Genomic DNA, 18,502 nt, shown 5'->3' on the forward strand with positions numbered 1-18,502 from the left:
CAAATACGTCTGTCGCGCTAATGATCCTGGGGTGCTGGGGACCTGTCCACATCTGTACCCGAAGGCAGGCCGGGCGACGACACCAACGGCTTTGGTGGTTGGGGATTCGCTGGGTTAACAGCGGGTGTAATCGCGTCCTGTGGAAAGTTTACCGGCTGGACGGCAGATCGAACGTCGCGAACAACGCAGGGTCGAGGAAAATTGTGATGGCGGCGACGCCGCCGGTGCCGACAGTGATGACATGTGTGCCGACAGTGATGACATGTATCGAATGTGCCCGCATCACGCCGTCGGCGGCGCGGCGGTACTCGGCCACGGCCGGTTGGGCATTCGCGGCAGTCGGGATCATGACAATGTCACCGGGGGTTGTAAATGCGCGTGCGGCAAGGAATTCCAGCACGGTGTCGCGGCCGGTGAACCACACCGGCAGTGGCGGCATTTCAAGTTTGACGTCGGCCCGCAGCAGCTCGGTCAGCGCGGCCATGTCGGCGTTTTCGAATGCCGCACAGTAGCGGTCGAGCAATGCGCGGTGCTTGGCGTCGTCGGGCTCGACCGCGTCGTCCTCGGTGGGTGAGGCCTCGGCGAGCCGGGCCCGCGCCCGCTGCAGCGCGCTGTTGACCGAGGCGGGGGTGGTTTCCAGCAGTTCGGCAACTTCGGCGGCGCTGAACTGCACGACGTCGCGCAGTATCAGAACGGCACGCTGACGCGCGGGAAGTTCCTGCAGCGCCGTCATCACGGCCAGCCGCACGCTGTGCCGCGCCGTCACACTGTCTTCCGGGGTCGCGAACACGTGCGTATCCGGAATCGGTTCCAGCCATTGATGGGCGGCGCCGGCGCCGTCGAGATCGGTGTCCGGGTCGATGGAGCCGTCGCCCAGGCCGGCCGGCAGCACCCGGCGGGCGCGGTTCTCCAGCGCGCGCAGGCACGCCCTGGTGGCGATGCGGTACAGCCAGGTGCGCAGCGCGGCGCGCTCCTCGAATGCCTGATAACCGCGCCAGCCGCGCAGATAGGTCTCCTGGACGAGGTCTTTGGCGTCGTGCACCGAGCCGAGCATCCGGTAACAGTGCGCGATTAACTCGCCGCGATACGGGGCGGCCTGCTCGATGAAGTCCTCCTGAGCCGGCACGGGCGGTCTGCTATGTCTGGTGGGCCGAAACGCTACTCCTGCTACAGAGACGTCGGGCCGGCGAAATTCATCGCCCCGCGGCCGATTAATTCGGTCGACGTGCCGTATCTGAACCAGTGGATGTCTGAGCAGAGTTCACCGAGGAAGCGAGTACAAAAATGAACCGGCCCAACCAGAAACTTGCGGGCACCACCGCGATCGTGACCGGGGCGAGTCGTGGATTCGGTCGCGCCATCGCGGCCGCGCTGACCGAAGCCGGCGCCGAGGTCGTCGGCGTCGCACGCACCGCCGTCCTGCTTGACGAGGTTCGCGGTGAACTCGGCGCCGTCGCGCTGGTGGTCGCCGACGCCGCCGACCCGGCCGCGGCCGGTGAGCTGATCGACAAGCACAACCCGCGCACGCTGGTGCTGTGCGCCGGCGCCGCCCCGCGGATGGCCCCGCTGCAGCAGCAGAGCTGGGAAACCTTCAGCGCCAATTGGAATGTGGATGTCGCGCAAGCGTTTCACTGGACCTGCCACGCGCTGGCGCGCCCGCTGGCGCCGGGCAGCGCGGTCATCCTGATGTCCAGCGGCGCCGCGGTCAACGGGTCGTCACTGTCCGGCGGCTATGCGGGAGCGAAGTCGGCGGTGCGGTTCATCGCCGGCTATGCGGCGGGGGAGTCGGACCGGGCCGGGCTGGGAATCACCTTCGTCTCGATCCTGCCGCGGCTGACGGCGGCCACCGAGCTGGGCGCCAACGCCGTGGCGGCCTACGCCGAGCGTCAAGGCGTCGACGTCGACACCTTCGTCGCGTCGACCGGACCCGCGCTGACCGTCGAACTCGTCGGCACCTCGGTAGCGGCGATCGCCGCCGGCGAGCCCGGTCAGCGCGGCGCCTATCTGGTCACCGCGTCGGGACTGTCCCGGTTGAACTGACATCGAGCGAAAGGCGGACAACGCAATGGACACACCACCGATCGTGTCGGCGCAGGAGTGGGCGGCCGAGCATCAGCGGCTGCTGGTCAAGGAGAAGGAGGTGCTGCGCGCCCACGATGCGCTGGCCGCCATGCGCCGACGCATGCCGTGGCTGGCCGTGGACAAGCACTACGAATTCGACGGGCCGGACGGCCGGGTGAACCTGCTCGAGCTCTTCGACGGCCGGCGCCAATTGATCGTCTATCGCGCCTTTTTCGGGCCCGACGTGCACGGCTGGCCCGACCACGCCTGCCGCGGCTGCTCGATGATCGCCGACCACATCGGGAACCTCGCCCATCTCAACGCGCGCGACACCACGCTGGTGTTCGCCTCGCGAGCACCCCAGCCCGACATCGAGCGTCTCAAGGCGCGGATGGGCTGGCAGATGCCGTGGCACACGATCACGGACGGCTTCGATGTCGACTTCGGTGTGCACGAGTGGCACGGCACGAACGCCTTCATCCGGGACGGCGACCGGGTTTTCGCACCTAACTTCATCAACAACCGGGGCGACGAGGTGCTGGGCAACACCTGGAGCTTCCTGGACATGACGGCGCTGGGGCGCCAGGAGGACTGGGAGGACTCGCCGCCGGGGTACCCGCAGACCGCGCCGTACGAGTGGTGGGACCGGCATGACGCCTACGGGCAGCACGAGCCGTCGCGGTGGTTCGGCGAACCCGACCCGGACGATCCCAACGACCAACGGCCGCCGCGTAAACGAGTTTGATCGCCGGAATTAGGCCCGAACAACACGAATGCGCGGTAGCCGTCCCCGGCTACCGCGCATTATTTTCCGGCGCGTGAATTCGCTTTACAGAATTCGGTGCTGCGCCCGGTCGACCTGGTATCCGGCCGGAAAGGACTTCTCGATGACCTGCAGCTGGTGGTCCACCCGGGACTCCAGTTCGAGAACTACGCAGCTATCGCCGAGGGATTTCGATTCGAGAACAATGTACCGCTGGCCACAATCGGTGATCGGGTCGCCCGAGTGCAATTTCTCGACCGTTACCGACTCCGGAGTTGCATCTGCCTCCATCCCTGCCACGTTAGGTCAATTCCGCGAGTGAGGGAATAGACCGCTAGGCGTTGTCGGCGTGGCGCTGCTTGAAAAACACGCTGACCCGCGCGATCAGGCCGTCGTCGTCTTGCTCGAACAGGATGCACTCGGGCCACGTCGTCGCGACGCCGTCGATCTCGAACGTCTCGGACAACTCGGCGAACGCCACCCGGGCGTCCACGTGCGAGACCCACTGCACCTGTAACCGGTGGCCCTCGAGATTGGTGCATACCTTGCGCAGATAGGCGACATAGTGCGCCTTGCCGTCGACGACATCGCAGAACGGACCCTCTCGGGTCAGGCCTTCCTCGGCGATGGTGTCGGCCAGTCCGTCCCAGTCGTGGGCGGCCAGGCATGCCAGGTAGCGCTCGACCACTTGTCCGTGGGTGCCCATGTCGCCTCCGCTCCGCTGCCTGCGCCGAGCGTAACGCCAGAGGGTCGCCGTGCCGCTACCCTCGCGGGCTAGATTTCCTTCATGAGCTGGTGGACCGTGCACACCGACCGGACGTTGTCCGACCTGGTGCCCGCGCCGCCCGACGCGGTGCGTGACTATTACGTGGACCTCAACAACATCAAGCTCGTCCACCCGTTGATCGTGTCTGTGGAAACGTTGTCGCGCAGCGAAACCGAAGACGGCTATCAACAGACCTATCGGGTGGTCGACCGAATTCCACTGGGGCCGTTGACGTTACGGATCACTTACCAAGCCCGGCTGCGAGTGCCCGCGCAGGGTGATGTACTGACGGAGGCCGACCAGTCGCCCGGGGTGCGGTTGCGCGGCACGGTGAGCTTCGAACCGCTCGACGGTGGCACCCGAATCACCGAGCGAATAGGGTCCACCGCGCCGCGCCTGTTGGCCGGGGTGACGGTCCGCGAGGGGGTCAAGGCGCACATCAAGATGCTGGCCGGCGTTCGGAAACACTTCGAGTCCGGGTGAGCGGCAGTCTGCTTAGATGCCGGCGAAATCGATCACGCCGCGAATGTTACGGCCCTCGCGCAAGTCCGTCATCGCCTCGTTGATGTCGTCGAGCCGATAGTGGCGGGTGACCAGCTCGTCCAGTTTGAGTGCGCCCGCCTGATACAACGACAACAGCAGCGGCACGCTGGTGCGCGGGTTCATCCCGCCGTAGAGCGCCCCGCGAAGCTGTTTGGCCGACAGCGTCATCTCCTGCAGGACCAACGGTGTCGGGGGTTCGGTGTACGGGGTGATGCCGGTGAGCACGCACACCCCGCCCTTGCGAAGCAGCGTGAGCGCCAACGGGATCAAGTCGACGTGCACGACGCCGGGACAGACCACCACCCGATCGGCCATCAGGCCGTCGGTGATCTCCCTGACCAACGGGATCGCTTCCTCGGCCGACACGGCGGTGTGCGTGGCCCCGAAGAACTTGGCCGAATCACGTTTGGAATTAACCGGATCCACTCCGACAACATAGGTCGCACCGACAGCGCGCGCCTTGCAGGGCGTTCATTCCCGACCCCGCTGGTGCCGATGACCACCACGGTGTCGCCGGGTTCGGTGCCGGCCGAGATCGTCGCGGAGCCCCAGCCGGTGCTGACCCCGCACGACACCAGGGAGGCGGCATGGAAGGGGATCGCGTCGCCGATCTTTATGACGGACTTTTCCGACAGCACCGCATATTCGGCGAACGTGCCGAGTTGCCCGTAGGCCAACAGGTTTTCGTCACCGAGGTGCCGGCGACACGTTCCGTCGGTCGGCATCTCCCGCCGGAACAGGCTGGCGCCGACGTCGCAGATGTAGCTCTGCCCGTTCACGCAGAACCGGCAAGTGCCGCACGCCGGAATGAACGACAGCGCCACGTGATCGCTGGGCCGCACCGTCGTCACACCCGGCCCGACCTCGGCGACCACACCGGCGCCCTCGTGACCGCCCAGCAGCGGGAACCAGTCCGGTGCGGGCTGGCCGCTGGCGGCCAGCACCTCCGGGGTCGGCACGACGTCGCCGGTGAACAGGTGGTCGTCGGAGGGGCAGACCCCGGCGACGGCCATCCGCACCAGGACTTCGCCGGCGCGTGGCGGATCGAGCTCGATCTCGCGGATCTCCCAGTCCTGGCCGACCCCGCGAATCACCGCGGCACGACACTTCATTGCGACCTCCCTTTGATTTCGTGTGGCATAACGGGATCAGCGCGCCAAGCTGGCACGCAGCTCGCGCTTAAGGACGGCAAGAGCCCTAACATCGTGCTCGACGACAGTGGCTTTGCCGACGGCGTGCGCGCCGGCGTAGCCAACATGATGCCCAACTCCGGGCAGAGCTGTAACGCCCCGACGCGCATGCTGGTGCCGAATTCCCGGATGGCCGAGGCCATTACCACCGCGCGCGAGGCCGCCGAGCAAGTTACGGTGGGCGCCCCGGGCTCCGGGACCACGATCGGGCCGGTGGCGTCCAAGACGCAGTTCGACAAGGTCCAACGGCTGATCCAGCAGGGCGTCGAGGCAGGCGCGACCCTGGTCACCGGCGGCCCGGGCCGGCCGGACGGGCTGGACAAGGGCTACTACGTCAAACCGACGGTCTTCGCGAATGTCACCAATGACATGACGATCGCGCGCGAGGAGATCTTCGGGCCGGTGCTGTGCATCCTCGGCTACGACGACCTCGATCACGCCGTGCAGATCGCCAACGACACCGATTACGGCCTGGCCGGGTTCGTCTCGGGAGCCGACCTCGACAAGGCCCGCGAGGTGGCCCGCAAGATTCGCGCCGGGTGGGTGACGATCAATCACGCCTTCGACATGAACGCGCCCTTCGGCGGCTACAAGCGCAGCGGCAACGGTCGCGAATGGAGCGAGTTCGGTTTCCACGAGTACCTGGAAGTCAAAAGCACGCTGGGCTATGCCCCTGAGAAAGCCGCCGACAAGGCCTGACACCGGAGGCCGAAATCCGAACGCACCCCGGCCGAAAACCGGCGCGTGTCTGCGCCGCATCCGGCGACGCCGCCTTTAAGCTTGCTGAGATCAAGAGGAGGGGCGACGACGTATCGGCAGCAACTACCGCGCCGGGCAACGCAGCGGTCAGGGCGCGTTACAAGCAACCACTGAGCCGGACGGGATGTACACCGAGCCGGCACCTTCTGCTCGGCAGAAGCGTTGGGTAGACCCGGTACGTCGTGTCGGTCGACTGGCGATTTGGGATAAACCCGATCGGCACAGCGGTATTCCCGCACTCGATGGACTGCGCGCGGTGGCCGTCGCCCTGGTGCTCGCCGATCACGGCGGCATTCCCGGCGTCAGCGGCGGGTTTCTCGGCGTCGACGTCTTCTTCGCGCTCAGCGGATTTCTGATCACCTCGCTGTTGCTGGACGAGCTTGGGCGCACCGGGCGCATCGACCTCACCGGGTTCTGGATCCGCCGGGCCCGCCGTCTGCTTCCGGCGCTGGTGCTGATGGTGCTCGCCGTCGGTGCGGCCCGCGAACTGCTTCCCGCCCCGGCCCTTACCGGGTTGCGTGACGACGCGATCGCGGCGTTCCTCTGGGTGGCCAACTGGCGTTTCGTCGCACAGCAGACCGACTATTTCACGCAGGGTGCGCCGCCGTCGCCGCTGCAGCATGCCTGGTCGCTCGGCGTGGAGGAGCAGTACTACTTCGTGTGGCCGGTCCTGCTGATCGCGGTCACCCTGCTGCTGGCGGCCCGGGCCAAGCGCTACTTCATGCGGGCCACGGTCGGCGACGTGCGGTTCGCTGTCTTCGTGATCGCCACGCTGGGTGCGCTGGCTTCCGCGGCGGCCGCGATCGTGTTCGTCTCCGACACCACCCGGGACCGCATCTATTTCGGCACCGACACCCGCGCGCAAGCCTTGCTGGTCGGCTCGGCGGCGGCGGCCCTGCTGGTTCGCGACTGGCCGTCGCTGAACCGCGGCTGGTGCATGATCCGCAGCCGCTGGGGCCGGCGGGTGGCCCGCTTGCTGCCGATGCTCGGCGTGGCGGGATTGGCGGCGGCGGCTCACTTCGCGACGGGCAACGTCGGCGATTTTCGGCACGGCCTGCTGATCGCGGTCGCGATTGCGGCCGTGTTCGTGGTCGCCCCGGTGGCGATGGAACAGCGCGGGTTGGTCGCTCGCATCCTCGCCGCGCCCCCGCTGGTCTGGCTGGGCACCATCTCCTACGGCGTCTATCTGTGGCACTGGCCAATCTTTCTGGCGCTCAACGGCGAACGCACCGACTGGTCGGGCTTCCCGCTGTTCGCCGCCCGGTGCGGGCTGACGCTGGTGGTGGCCTGCGCGTCGTACTGGTTGATCGAGCAACCCGTTCGGCGGTGGCGCCCGGCCCGGGTGGCGTTGCTGCCGCTGGCCGCCGCCACCGTGGCCAGCGCCGCCGCGATCACGCTGCTGCTGATTCCGGTCGGCACCGGAACCGGCCTGCGCGAGGCCGGCCTGCCGCCCGGCGTCTCGTCCGTCGCGGCGGTGTCCTCCGTCCCGCCGGGTGGGAGTCGACCGGTCGGCCCGCGAAACCCCAACCGGCCGTTCACCGTTTCGGTATTCGGTGATTCGATCGGGTGGACCTGGATGCACTTCCTGCCGCCCACGCCCGGATTCGCGTTTTTGGACCACACCGTCATCGGGTGCAGCCTGGTCCGGGGCACGCCGTACCGGTACATCGGCCAAACCCTGGACCAGCGGGCCGAGTGCGACAGCTGGCCGACCCGATGGGCGGCGCAGATCAGTCAGGATCAGCCGGACGTCGCGCTGCTGATCATCGGCCGCTGGGAGACGGTGGATCGGGTCAACGAGGGACAGTGGACCCACATCGGCGATCCGACGTTCGACGCGTATCTCAACGCCGAGCTGGAGCGAGCGCTGAACATCGTGAGCGCCAGCGGGGTTCGGGTGATGGTGGCCACCGTCCCGTACAGCCGGGGCGGGGAAAAGCCGGACGGCCGCTTGTATCCGGAGGATCAGCCGGACCGGGTCAACCAATGGAATGCCATGCTGCGCAAAACCGTTGCGCAGCACCCAAATGTTCAGATCCTGGATCTGAACAAAAAGCTCTGCCCCGACGGCGTTTACGCCACGAAGGTCGACGGCATCAAGGTCCGCAGCGACGGCGTCCACCTCACCCCGGAAGGGGTCAAGTGGCTGACGCCGTGGCTGGAAGAGTCGCTGCGCTGAGTGGCTAGTCGTCGGTGCGGCAGCTAATTTCCATGCTGTCGCTTTCCTGGACCAGGAAATTGAAGCTGGTGTATCCGTTGGCTGGGTTGCGCACGCGATCCAGATAGGGCGCCATGTCGGGCGCGCTGGCATTGTCGGCTACCACCAAAGCGCCTTTGGTGAGCCGGGGCTCGAGCAGCTTGATGACGGGCAGGTACAGATCCTTCCAGCCGTCGAGCAAGACGAATTCAACCGGCCCGTCCACCGCCTCCAGCGTGGTCCGCGCGTCTCCCTCCAGAATCGTGATCACGTCGTCCAAACCGGTCTCGGCGAACGTCTTTTTCGCGGCGGCAATCTTGCTCGCACTGAGTTCGGTGGTCACCACGCGACCCACCTCGTTGTCGCGTACCGCGGACGCGAGATGAATCGCCGAGATACCGAACGACATTCCGAATTCGACAACCGTCGTCGGACGGGTCGCCCGGATCAGTGCGTACAGCAGCCGGCCGGCCTCCGGGGTCACCGGTATGTAGAACTCGCTCATCGCCTCGGCGCGCTCGGCGGCGGTCATCGGTCGGTCAAACTGACCATGCCGCTCCCGCAGCAGCGACATCTGGTTCTTCGTCTCGGTGTACATGCGGTCGAGCACGCTCTCGACGCGAGGGTCTTGCAGGGTTGTGGCCATGCCCATGAGGGTATGCCCGGCCCGCATCGAACCGAATGATGACCGCTGACTCCGGGGTGTGAGCCAGGACACGCGGTCGCGGAATTGTGACAAAAGGGGTTTGACGAGTCGCCGGTGGCGGTGCCAGCATAGGTGGGCAAGCACCGCGGTAGGTGAGGCGTCTGCACGGACACAGGCCACTGACCCCGAACGTCGAGAGACGCCCCGGGTCAAAACAGCTCTTCCCGGACACAAGGGTTGAGCCCAAGTGGCTTCTGGCCGGGGAGCGATCGCCAGCGCGGCGAAGCCGGGCGCAGCGGGTCGCGACCATCGGCCAGATACGCCGTGCAGTGCCGAAGCTCCGACGAGAGGGGCGCGTCCGGCGGGCTCATGGCCCGGCATTCGTACTCTCCCGCGTGTGATGTGACGACACCCTCGTGTGTCATGGCCGTGAGGAGGTGAGGACGAGATGAGTCCCGGCGATAGTTGCTATCCGAAATCCATCTTGATCCGATCCGGTTCCGGCATTCCTGTCTGCTGACGCAGCTCAAATTCGCTGTCCCGCAACCGCATTGCCGGTTGCATGTGGTGCGCCGAGGAACCGATCGGGCTTCCGGCAGGGGGAAGACCATGACTTTTGTTGTTGCGCACCGTTTTCACGGTCTTGGAAGGTGGCGCGGACGGTCGATGCTGCGTGTGGGTCGGCTGCTGACGAACAGGCTGTGCGCCATGCACATCCCGACACCTGACGAGCGGGCGAACCGGTATGCGTCGCTGACGCCGATCGCGGTGCTCTCGGCCGCGCCGGGCGGACGCTCACCGGACAGGGGGGGCAACCACCGGTGATTCGTTCCGCCAGTGGTCCCCAGCGGCGGGCGGGGGGTTGACAGCCCGCCGCTGGGGGCACGTTTGAACACCCGATCTGTGTAGCTCGACCTGCGAGATAGCGAGAAACCCATGACAGTCATTTCCACCCGGCCGCCGGCCGGACAGGCCGCGCTGGACTCCGCGCACACCGGCGACATCGTCGGAGCGTTCGGCCGGATCAAGCGCGACGACGGTGGCGCGTTCAGCGGCCGGTGGCGGCGGCTGCGCACCCTGCTGGTCATCACCGGACCCGGATTGATCGTCATGGTGGGCGACAACGACGCCGGCGGCGTCGCCACGTACGCGCAGGCCGGTCAGGACTACGGGATGCACCTGCTGTGGACGCTGGCCTTGCTGATTCCGGTGTTGTACGTGAACCAGGAGATGGTGCTGCGGTTGGGCGCGGTCACCCGAGTCGGTCACGCGCGCCTGATCTTCGAGCGTTTCGGAAAGTTCTGGGGCGCGTTCAGCGTCGGCGATCTGCTGGTGCTGAACGCGCTGACGATCGTCACCGAGTTCATCGGCGTCGCCTTGGCACTGGGATTTCTGGGTTGTCCGAAGATCGTCGCGATTCCCGCCGCGGCGGTGTTGCTGTTCGCCGTGGTGGCGGGGGGCTCGTTTCGGCGCTGGGAAGGGCTGATGTTCCTGCTGATCGCGGTGAACGTCGCGATGATCCCCATGGTGCTGATGGTGCATCCGAGTCCGAAAGTGGCTGCGGGAGGCTTAGTTCCACAGTTCCCGGGTGGCCTGAACTCGACTGTCCTGCTGTTGATCATCGCGATAGTGGGCACCACGGTGGCGCCGTGGCAGTTGTTCTTCCAGCAGTCCAACGTGGTGGACAAGCGCATTACCGCGCGCTGGATCCCTTATGCGCGAGCCGATTTGGTCATCGGCATCGTCGTGGCCATTGTCGGGGCGACGGCGCTGATGACCGTCACCGCGTTCGGGTTGGCCGGCGCCGGGAGCTTCACCGACGCCGGCGCGGTCGCGAGCCGGCTGCACCACCCGGTGGGGGTGCTGTTCGCGATCATCCTGCTCGACGGTTCGCTGATCGGGGCCAACGCCATCGGGCTGGCCACCACCTATGCCATCGGTGACGCGATGGGCAAACGGCACTCCCTGCACTGGAAGATCAGTGAAGCGCCGCTGTTTTACGGTGGCTACGCGTTGCTACTGGCGGCGTCGGCCGCGGTGGCCTTCAGCCCCGATCACGTCCTCGGGCTGGTCACCCAGGGCGTGCAGGCGCTGGCCGGCATCCTGCTTCCGTCGGCGACCGTCTTTTTGGTGTTGCTCTGCAACGACCGGGCCATCCTGGGCCCCTGGGTAAACACGCTGCGGCAGAACGTCGTTGCCTGGGCCATCGTGTGGGCGCTAGTGCTCCTATCGTTGGCATTGACGGCGGCAACGTTCTTCCCGGACCTGTCCGCCGGCGTCCTCGAGGCAGGGTTGGCGACCGGGGCGGCCGTCGGTGTGCTTGGTGGCGCGATAGCGATCATCGGCGACCAGGGATACGGCGACACCCGCGCGGCCAAACTGGCTTCGCCACTCGGTCGCGCCGAACAGCGAGCTCTTCGCGAGCACGATCAGAAGGATTGGCAAATGCCAGATCTGGGTTCTCTTGCCCGCCCGGCTCTTTCGCCCATTCGCCGGATAGGGCTGTTGGTCCTGCGTGGCTACCTGGTGCTCGCCGTGGTCTTCGTGATCGTCAAGATCGTCGAGGTCGGCACGGGCTGACGGTTACGGCGAACCATTCGGCAGCAGCACGATCTTGCCGTGAGTGTGCCGTCGTTTGAGTTCCTCGAAGGCGTCGGCCACCCGTTCCAGCGGAAACGTCGCGGCGATGTCGAAATCGACTGCGCCGCCGGCGACCAGGTCGGCGATCTCGGCGAGCACTTCCGGGGTGGACGCATCGGTGCTGCCTTCGGTCTTGGCGCCGACTTCACCGGCCTTCTGGAAGGAGATGGTCGTGTCGATACGCTCCGGGGCCACCCCGAGCTCGAAGGCGAGCTGCACGTACTCCGGGCCGAATAGGTCGGTGAACGCGTCGATCCCGTTGGGCGCCGCTTCGCGCAGTCGCTCGGCCAGGCCATCGCCGTAGGCGATCGGGATGACGCCGTGTGCCCGTAGCCATTCGGCATTGCCCGATCCCGCGATGCCCAGCACCCGTGCCTCGCGCAGCACCAACAGCTGGACGACAAGGCTGCCGACACCTCCGGCGGCCGCCGACACGGCGACGGTCTCGCCCGGCTGTGGCGCGACGGCCCGGACCGCGGCGAATGCGGTGGCGCCGACGACGTAGAGTGAACCCGCTGCCTCCCAACTCAATTGGGGTGGCTTGCGGATCAGTTGGTGCACCGGGACGACGGTGTGGGTGGCATGGCTGGAGCGCCGGAAGCTGAACCCGAGCACCTCGTCGCCGACCGCGAACTCGCTGACATCGGGCCCGGTGGCCGTCACGACACCGGCCAGGTCACTGCCCTCCCCAGAGGGAAACGTGGTGGGAGACATCTCATGCATCGCTCCGGACCGGATCGCGGCCTCACCGGGGTTGATGCCCGCGGCCCGAACTTCGACCACTACCTCACCCTCGCCGGGCGTCGGCATGTCGATGTCCGTCACGTACAGCACGTCACGGTCCCCGTAGCGGTCGAACCGTACCGCGCGCCAGCCCAGCCGTCATCTCGATCTCCTCACCGCACGAATCGAAACTCCTACCCGGCCCCTAGCCAGGATAGGCGCCGACCATGAGCTGTCGATCGGCGTATGTTCATATGCGCCCGCCGTGGTCTCGCTGGAAAGGATGCCGATGCGACGTGCTCGAATGGCTGTCACCGGTTGGGTGGCCGCCACCATGGTGGTCGGCCTCGCGATCACCGGGTGCGGCAGCGGCGCCAAGACCTCGGCCCCAGCATCCACGAGCGGCGCGACCGCCGCCGTGAGCACCACGACCGGACCTTCCCCGGATTACAGCGGGTTGCTGATCCAGCCCGGTGACCTCGGCGGCGACTTCACCGCGCCGGACCCACCTGCTCAACTCCAACAACACCGCCGGCGTGGCGCAACTGTTCGTCAATGCCGACAACAGCCGACGCATCGGAGACACCGTCCTGGTCGTCGCCGACCCCTCGGTCGCCGCCGCCCTGGAGAACACCAAGACGAACTACGCGAAGAAGGTCGCCGGCACGTGGCAGCCCGTCGACGTCGGCTCCAACGGCGCGATGATCTCGGGCACCTCGGCGGACAACTCGCAGGCCATCGCGGTGTTGTTGTTCACCGAGGGCAGGGCGCTGGTCAACCTCGAATTCGACAGCGCACCCAACGACCCGATCGACCCGGCGATCGCCACCGATATCGGCCGCAAACAAGACGCGGCGGTCAAGAACGGTCTGCACGGCTAGCGGGCTAGACCAGACCGAGCAGCCGCAGATCCGAGACGTACTTCTCGATCAGCCGTTCCGACAAGTGCGGAATGTCTTCGTCCGCACCGATTTTGGATGCCTGCACCGACGCGCGGAAAACGCCCGTGGGAGCCGGTGCGCCACGCAGCGGCGCCTCGGGCTTCCGGTAGGCATCGAGCAACGGAAGCACCGAATGCTGACGCTGCTTGTCCGGCAGCGCGCGCAGCGCCGTCTCGAAACGCCCGAACCATTCGTCGTGATCGTCGATGCGCCGGATGTCGTGGCCGCCGGCGATCAACCAATCCACGAAGACGTCCAGCGAAATGCCGTCGTCGTGCGGGTTCATCACGTCGAAGGACCGGTACTCCCTGGCCGTCGCCGTCTGCTCGCCCAGCGTGGTGACCGACTCTGCAACGAAGTCGGCGGGCAGACCGTCGTAGTGCGCCGCGGCGCGGCCTCCCCGCGGGTCGGTTTGATAGAACGACGACGGCGCGATGCCGGTCACCAGCAGGCTGAAGATCAAGCGGGTGAACGCATCCGGGACATTCAGCTGTCCGGCGTACTGGCTGTGCGCCAGGATCATGTCGGACCGGAACACCGCGGCCGGCAACCCGCACAGGTCGTGTGCCTCGCGCAGCAATACCTCGCCGCCCCACTTGCTGTTCGCGTACCCGTTCGCATAGCTGTCGTCGACAGGGCGTACCGCACTGACGGTGCGGATGTCGCCGTCCTCGGCGAACACCGCAGGATCGACCGACATGGCCACCGCGACGGTCGACATGTAGGTCACCGGTTTGATACGCGTCTTGATCGCCGCGCGGATCAACTCGGCGGTGCCCAACACGTTGGGGCCGAACAGTTGGTCGTAGGGCAGGACGTGGTTGACCAGCGCCGCCGGGTGCACGACGATGTCCACGTCTTGTGCGAGACGCTCCCAACTCGCTTGATCCAAGCCAAGATTCGGCTTCGCTATGTCGCCCACTATAACCTCGAGGTGGTCGGCGGCCAGGGTGCGGTAGCGTGCCAGCAGTTGCGGATCGGTGTCGAAAACCGCTTCCAGCCGTTTGGGGGCGGCCGCGGCATCGGTGCCGCGGACGATGGTGATCAGCTTCCCGCCTCTTTCGACAAGCCGCTCGAGCCATTCCAGCGTCAGGAAGCGTCCCAGGTAGCCGTTGGCGCCGGTGAGCAGCACCGTGTGCGGCGTACCGGTGGCATGCGGAAGGTTGGGTGCCTGGGCCAGGGTCGCGGCATCGATGAACTTGTCGAGGGTCAGCTCGGATGCGTGGACTTCGGTGGCGCCCCGGCCGTGCACGGTCGAGAAGGTGGGCCGCTTGGAGCCGGAGTTCCGTTGCGATTCCACGTATTCCGCGAGCTGACGCAGGTCGGTCGCCGGGCTGATAATCTGGCCCACCGGCACTTCCACCTCGAAGATGTCCTGCAGCAGGTTGGAGAAGGTGAGCGCGGACAGCGAGTCGCCGCCCAGGTCGAGGAAGTGGGTGTCGGGCTGCGGCGGGCCACCGGCCAGACCGAGTAGCACCTCGGCGGCCCGGGTCAGTGTATCGATCGCCGGCCGGTCAATCGCGCCGTCGCGCAACGCGCGCAGTTCGGCGGTTCGGCTGGCGGCGAGTTCGGCGTAGAGCTCTTCGAGCCGGGCGCTGTAGTGCTCCTTGAGCTTGGGCCGCAACAGCTTTCCGACTCCCGACAGCAGTCCGTTGTCCTCGCTGAACGGCTCGAAGTCCACCAGGAAGTCGACGGGCACTTCGTAGGATTGCAGCTCGGCGAGTTTGGCGGTACGGCGCAGGGATTCGCTGAGCGCCGCCTTGAGGCCGTCGGCATCGTCCGCGAATCGTTGCGCTGCTTCGACAGTCGGAACGACGACGGCCATCAGATACGGCCGTTCGCTGTTGCCGTACACGAAGATCTGCCGGATCAGGGCCGCGCTGCTGAAGATGGCTTCCAGCCGGGCCACCGCGACGAATTCGCCTTGCGCCAACTTCAATACGTTGTTGCGCCGATCGACGTAGACAAGACGATCCGGTCCTACCTCGGCCATCACGTCGCCGGTGCGGTAGAAACCGTCCGGGTCAAACGCATTCGCGGTCACGTCGGGACGTTTGAAGTAGCCCTGGAACGCGGTAAGCGATTTGACCAGCAGCTCGCCGCGCGGATGGGGTTTGTCGGTGTGGAAGTACCCCAATTCGGGCACGTCGATCAGTTTGTAATCGAGGATCGGCGGTCGCGCCACCACGCCGTCCTTGAACACCATCCCCACCTCGGTCGGGCCGTATCCGTCGAGCACATGCACGTCCAGACACGACTCGATGAAGGTCCTCATCTCCGCGGCCAGCGGTGCGGTGGTGGAGAAGCTGGTGATCACCCGGCCGCCCAGAAGCTGTTCGCGCAGTTCGGCTTTCGCCTGTGCGTCGGCTTCCTCTGGGTCGGCGCCCTGGCCGATCAGCCGGTCCACCGCGCTCTGGTAACGCTGGTAGAGCATCTCGACCACCCGAGGCACCATGCCCATTTCGGTAGGGCGCACCAAATTCCAGTCGTCGAACAACGTGGACAGGTCACTTTCCGGCACGAAGTAACTGGTGCCGCCCGCCTGGAACGACGACGACAGCGGTATCCGTCCGCCAACGTGGTTGAGCGGCATGAAGTTGACGTTGAACACCGGTATGTCGGCGAAGTCCGGGTAGAGCTCGTTGGTCCACAGCTTCGAGACCATGCGCTCGGTGTACATCGCACCCTTGGGCAGCCCGGTGCTGCCCGAGGTGTACATGATCAGGGCCAGCCGCTCATCGGTCTCGCCGGTGTACATCGGCTGCGGCGGCAATGCGGGGCCCCGCTCGACCAATTCGTCGAAGGTCTCGATGGTCACCGCCATGCCGGCGTCGGCCAGCTTCGCCCGCGCGCTCCAGCTCCTCCCGCTGGTCGTCGACCTCGGGTTGGTAGTCGAAGACCACCAGGCGCCGCAATGACGTGCTGCCCAGCACCGCGTCGACGGCGAGGTCCAGATACCCGGCCCCGGTGGCGAGCACCTGCGGCTCGACTTCGGCGACGATGGGCTGCAACCGCGCGGCCGTCGCGTTGTGCTGCAGCGGTACCGCTACCAGGCCGAGGTAGCCGGCCACCAAGTCGAGGGTCAAGTACTCCGGGCTGGCGAAACCGAGAGTGGCCAGCACGTCACCCGGAGTCACCGGATCGGCTTCGTCGCGTCGCCACGCCGTGGCGACCGCGCGCACGTTCGCCCACAGATCGCGGTAGCTGATGGTGTCGAATCGATGCAGCAGCCTGGTCGTGGTGCGACCGGTCGCGGCATCGGTGGCCAATTCGCGGGCACGCCATCCCAACGCGGGGCGGTCGGCGTAGCCTTCGGCGAACATCTCCAAGATCTGCGGGAGTCGAAGCCCGGGTTGGCGTGCCGCGGCCTGCAGTGCGAGATCCGGCGTGGCGCGCCGGTATTGCTCGTCGCTGGCCTCGACCCGGCGGATGCGTTCGGCGACTCGTTGCCGCGGCGTGACCATTGGAGTTGCGCTGCTGCCGTTCTCGCGCTTCGCATCAGTAGTCATGGCCAGCCTCTCGTTTGGACGACTCCTTAGCGCAACCGACGGCCCGCTGCGAGTCTTCCACCCGATCGTTGTGACCGTCACCACACGCGCGCTGAGCGCCTCGGCCGGGCGCGGGGACGCGGATTTGCTGGTGGCCGGGCCAACCGCCGCCGCTACTACGCCACGACCTGGATGGGGTCGCCCACGTTGACGTTGTTGAAATACCACGCGGCGTTGTCCGGGCTCAGGTTGATGCATCCGTGGCTGACATTGGCGTGGCCCTGCGAGTCCACCGACCACGGGGCCGAGTGCACGTAGACGCCGCTCGAGGTGACACGGACGGCGTACTGGGCGGTGATCTTGTAGCCCTCGGGCGAACTGAGCGGGATGCCAATGGTCCGCGAGTCCATCACGACGGTGCGTTCCTTCGACATTGCGCTGAAATTGCCGATCGGCGTCGGGCGGCTCGGCTTGCCCATCGAGGCCGGCATGGTGCGCAGCACCTCGCCGTTGCGGCTGGCGGTGAACGTGTGCCCGGAGATGCTGGCGACGCCGAGGAACGCGTCGCCGGTGTCGAAGCCCGTCGTCAGCTCCTGCACGCCCACCGAGACGTGGGTGTGCGCAGGCCAATATTGGTTCGGAACCCACTGCACGACATTGTTCGCCGGCCATTCGAAGTGGCCGGTGACGTTGCTGGGGGAGGCGACGTGAATGGACCGCTCGACGGCGGCTCGGTCCAACACCGGCGCGCTGAATTTCACGACGACCGAGTGCGCAATTCCCACCACCGCGCCATCGGCCGGCAAAATCGAGGCGATGACCGGGGCTGGTTCCGGTACCGGAACCGCGGCGACCGCCCGGGAGCCGGATCCCAGCACGCCCAAGCCCGTGATCGCGACCATAACAAATAGATAACGAACCCCACGACGCATGGCGTCCACCCTTCGAGATGGTGCAATCAACACGACGATATTCTACTGGCAGTCCGATCATTGCGGCTTTAGCAAACAATGACACTTCCGCCGGTCGCCACGATAACGATGCGATCACCGGTTGAGTTCGATCCCGTCACGAGCGATTTTAAGGAGCGGGCATGACGCCAGCGGACGACTACGTCCGGCCGCACGCGGCCTCGGCGGCATTGGTCTTGATCGACATGCAGCGCGACTTCCTGGATCTGCCGGGCGGCGATGCGCCGATGCCGGTTCCGGGTACGGCCGGTGATCGGGGCAATTACCAAGTTGGCGACGGGCTTCCGGCAGCGCGGGCTGCCGATCGTGCATGCGGTTCGGCTCTATCGGCCGGACGGGTCAAATGTCGACCCGGTTCGGCGGCGGTCCGTCGAGCGAGGGGCGCGCATTGTGCAGCCGGGCAGTCCCGGTTCGCAAATCACTGCCGAACTGTTGCCCAAAGTCGTTGAGCTGGACCACGAATTGCTGTTAGGTGGTGGTCTGCAGCACGTCGGTCCCGCCGAGTGGATCATGTACAAGCCGAGGTGGGGTGCTTTCTACGCCACCACACTTGAACAACATCTGCGTGAAAGCGGCAGCGACACAGTGGTCTTCGCGGGCTGCAACTTCCCGAACTGTCCCAGGACGTCGATCTACGAGGCGTCCGAACGCGACTTCCGCATCGTGCTGGTGTCCGACGCGATGTCCGGTGTGTACGACCGCGGAATCGACGAGTGCCGCGCGATCGGCGTCGCGGTTCGCGGCTTGTCCGAGACACTGGATTGGCTGGCCGGCTAGCGACGGGCTAACCTCAGGTGCCGCCAGACCGAGGAGG

General features: G+C 66.4%; 12 protein-coding genes, 4 pseudogenes and 1 riboswitch. Of the genes and pseudogenes, 8 read left to right on the top strand and 8 right to left on the bottom strand.

Features of this window, described 5'->3' with window-relative positions:
* Positions 1-148: 148 nt before the first annotated feature.
* A complete protein-coding gene (locus T428_RS0116535; RefSeq protein WP_025737345.1) occupies positions 149-1,126 on the bottom strand; it encodes a sigma-70 family RNA polymerase sigma factor in 978 nt (325 codons plus the stop codon).
* Between the two features lie 158 nt (positions 1,127-1,284).
* Between T428_RS0116535 and T428_RS0116540 the strand changes: the two genes are divergently transcribed.
* Both T428_RS0116540 and T428_RS0116545 read left to right on the top strand, forming a co-directional pair.
* On the top strand, positions 1,285-2,040 hold the full coding sequence (locus tag T428_RS0116540) for an SDR family oxidoreductase (RefSeq protein ID WP_025737346.1): 756 nt from the start codon (positions 1,285-1,287) through the stop codon (positions 2,038-2,040).
* A gap of 25 nt (positions 2,041-2,065) precedes the next feature.
* The gene (locus tag T428_RS0116545) at positions 2,066-2,806 is read left to right on the top strand and encodes a DUF899 domain-containing protein (protein WP_025737347.1); all 741 of its coding nucleotides are present in this window, start codon (positions 2,066-2,068) and stop codon (positions 2,804-2,806) included.
* A gap of 84 nt (positions 2,807-2,890) precedes the next feature.
* On the opposite strand, the gene T428_RS0116550 is transcribed toward T428_RS0116545, so the two are convergent.
* Both T428_RS0116550 and T428_RS0116555 read right to left on the bottom strand, forming a co-directional pair.
* Complete coding sequence (locus tag T428_RS0116550; RefSeq protein ID WP_025737348.1) at positions 2,891-3,115, bottom strand: hypothetical protein; 225 nt, start codon at positions 3,113-3,115, stop codon at positions 2,891-2,893.
* 43 nt (positions 3,116-3,158) lie between these two features.
* Positions 3,159-3,530 (bottom strand): nuclear transport factor 2 family protein, encoded by a 372-nt coding sequence (locus T428_RS0116555; RefSeq protein ID WP_025737349.1) that lies wholly within the window; start codon positions 3,528-3,530, stop codon positions 3,159-3,161.
* A gap of 81 nt (positions 3,531-3,611) precedes the next feature.
* Here T428_RS0116555 and T428_RS0116560 point away from each other — a divergent pair, with 81 nt between their 5' ends.
* A complete protein-coding gene (locus T428_RS0116560) occupies positions 3,612-4,073 on the top strand; it encodes an SRPBCC family protein (protein ID WP_025737350.1) in 462 nt (153 codons plus the stop codon).
* A 12-nt stretch (positions 4,074-4,085) separates the two neighbouring features.
* On the opposite strand, the pseudogene T428_RS28800 reads toward T428_RS0116560, so the two are convergent.
* Positions 4,086-5,227: pseudogene (locus tag T428_RS28800) on the bottom strand (NDMA-dependent alcohol dehydrogenase).
* A 15-nt stretch (positions 5,228-5,242) separates the two neighbouring features.
* On the opposite strand from T428_RS28800, the pseudogene T428_RS28805 reads away from it, so the two are divergent.
* Both T428_RS28805 and T428_RS0116575 read left to right on the top strand, forming a co-directional pair.
* Positions 5,243-6,022: pseudogene (locus T428_RS28805) on the top strand (aldehyde dehydrogenase family protein); the annotation flags it as partial.
* Between the two features lie 184 nt (positions 6,023-6,206).
* Entirely contained in the window at positions 6,207-8,261 is a 2,055-nt protein-coding gene (locus T428_RS0116575; RefSeq protein ID WP_051465264.1) for an SGNH/GDSL hydrolase family protein, read from the top strand.
* A gap of 4 nt (positions 8,262-8,265) precedes the next feature.
* Here T428_RS0116575 and T428_RS0116580 read toward each other — a convergent pair whose 3' ends face one another.
* Positions 8,266-8,925, bottom strand: a complete 660-nt coding sequence (locus T428_RS0116580; protein ID WP_025737352.1) for an O-methyltransferase — start codon at positions 8,923-8,925, stop codon at positions 8,266-8,268.
* A 137-nt stretch (positions 8,926-9,062) separates the two neighbouring features.
* Positions 9,063-9,284, top strand: a riboswitch (M-box (ykoK) riboswitch).
* A 577-nt stretch (positions 9,285-9,861) separates the two neighbouring features.
* Here T428_RS0116580 and T428_RS0116590 point away from each other — a divergent pair.
* Positions 9,862-11,505: an NRAMP family divalent metal transporter gene (locus T428_RS0116590; protein WP_025737353.1), complete on the top strand. Its 1,644-nt coding sequence runs from the start codon at positions 9,862-9,864 to the stop codon at positions 11,503-11,505.
* Positions 11,506-11,508: 3 nt separating this feature from the next.
* Here T428_RS0116590 and T428_RS0116595 read toward each other — a convergent pair whose 3' ends face one another.
* Entirely contained in the window at positions 11,509-12,375 is an 867-nt protein-coding gene (locus tag T428_RS0116595; RefSeq protein ID WP_084298781.1) for an NADP-dependent oxidoreductase, read from the bottom strand.
* A 386-nt stretch (positions 12,376-12,761) separates the two neighbouring features.
* Between T428_RS0116595 and T428_RS28815 the strand changes: the two genes are divergently transcribed.
* Positions 12,762-13,169, top strand: a complete 408-nt coding sequence (locus tag T428_RS28815) for a hypothetical protein (RefSeq protein WP_245604956.1) — start codon at positions 12,762-12,764, stop codon at positions 13,167-13,169.
* Positions 13,170-13,173: 4 nt separating this feature from the next.
* On the opposite strand, the pseudogene car reads toward T428_RS28815, so the two are convergent.
* Positions 13,174-16,693 (bottom strand): annotated as a pseudogene (gene car, locus T428_RS28820) (carboxylic acid reductase).
* A 200-nt stretch (positions 16,694-16,893) separates the two neighbouring features.
* Positions 16,894-17,649 (bottom strand): L,D-transpeptidase, encoded by a 756-nt coding sequence (locus T428_RS0116610; protein ID WP_025737355.1) that lies wholly within the window; start codon positions 17,647-17,649, stop codon positions 16,894-16,896.
* A gap of 161 nt (positions 17,650-17,810) precedes the next feature.
* On the opposite strand from T428_RS0116610, the pseudogene T428_RS28825 reads away from it, so the two are divergent.
* Positions 17,811-18,465 (top strand): annotated as a pseudogene (locus T428_RS28825) (cysteine hydrolase family protein).
* Positions 18,466-18,502 lie beyond the last annotated feature (37 nt).

Source organism: Mycobacterium genavense ATCC 51234, from assembly GCF_000526915.1.
Classification (GTDB): Bacteria; Actinomycetota; Actinomycetes; order Mycobacteriales; family Mycobacteriaceae; genus Mycobacterium; species Mycobacterium genavense.

Coding starts and splice junctions, on each gene's coding strand:
- T428_RS0116580 (WP_025737352.1), bottom strand. CDS start 8,925: ATGGCCACAACCCTGCAAGACCCTCGCGTCGAGAGCGTGCTCGACCGC.
- T428_RS0116555 (WP_025737349.1), bottom strand. CDS start 3,530: ATGGGCACCCACGGACAAGTGGTCGAGCGCTACCTGGCATGCCTGGCC.
- T428_RS0116560 (WP_025737350.1), top strand. CDS start 3,612: ATGAGCTGGTGGACCGTGCACACCGACCGGACGTTGTCCGACCTGGTG.
- T428_RS0116590 (WP_025737353.1), top strand. CDS start 9,862: ATGACAGTCATTTCCACCCGGCCGCCGGCCGGACAGGCCGCGCTGGAC.
- T428_RS0116610 (WP_025737355.1), bottom strand. CDS start 17,649: ATGCGTCGTGGGGTTCGTTATCTATTTGTTATGGTCGCGATCACGGGC.
- T428_RS0116550 (WP_025737348.1), bottom strand. CDS start 3,115: ATGGAGGCAGATGCAACTCCGGAGTCGGTAACGGTCGAGAAATTGCAC.
- T428_RS0116540 (WP_025737346.1), top strand. CDS start 1,285: ATGAACCGGCCCAACCAGAAACTTGCGGGCACCACCGCGATCGTGACC.
- T428_RS0116545 (WP_025737347.1), top strand. CDS start 2,066: ATGGACACACCACCGATCGTGTCGGCGCAGGAGTGGGCGGCCGAGCAT.
- T428_RS0116575 (WP_051465264.1), top strand. CDS start 6,207: ATGTACACCGAGCCGGCACCTTCTGCTCGGCAGAAGCGTTGGGTAGAC.
- T428_RS0116595 (WP_084298781.1), bottom strand. CDS start 12,375: ATGCCGACGCCCGGCGAGGGTGAGGTAGTGGTCGAAGTTCGGGCCGCG.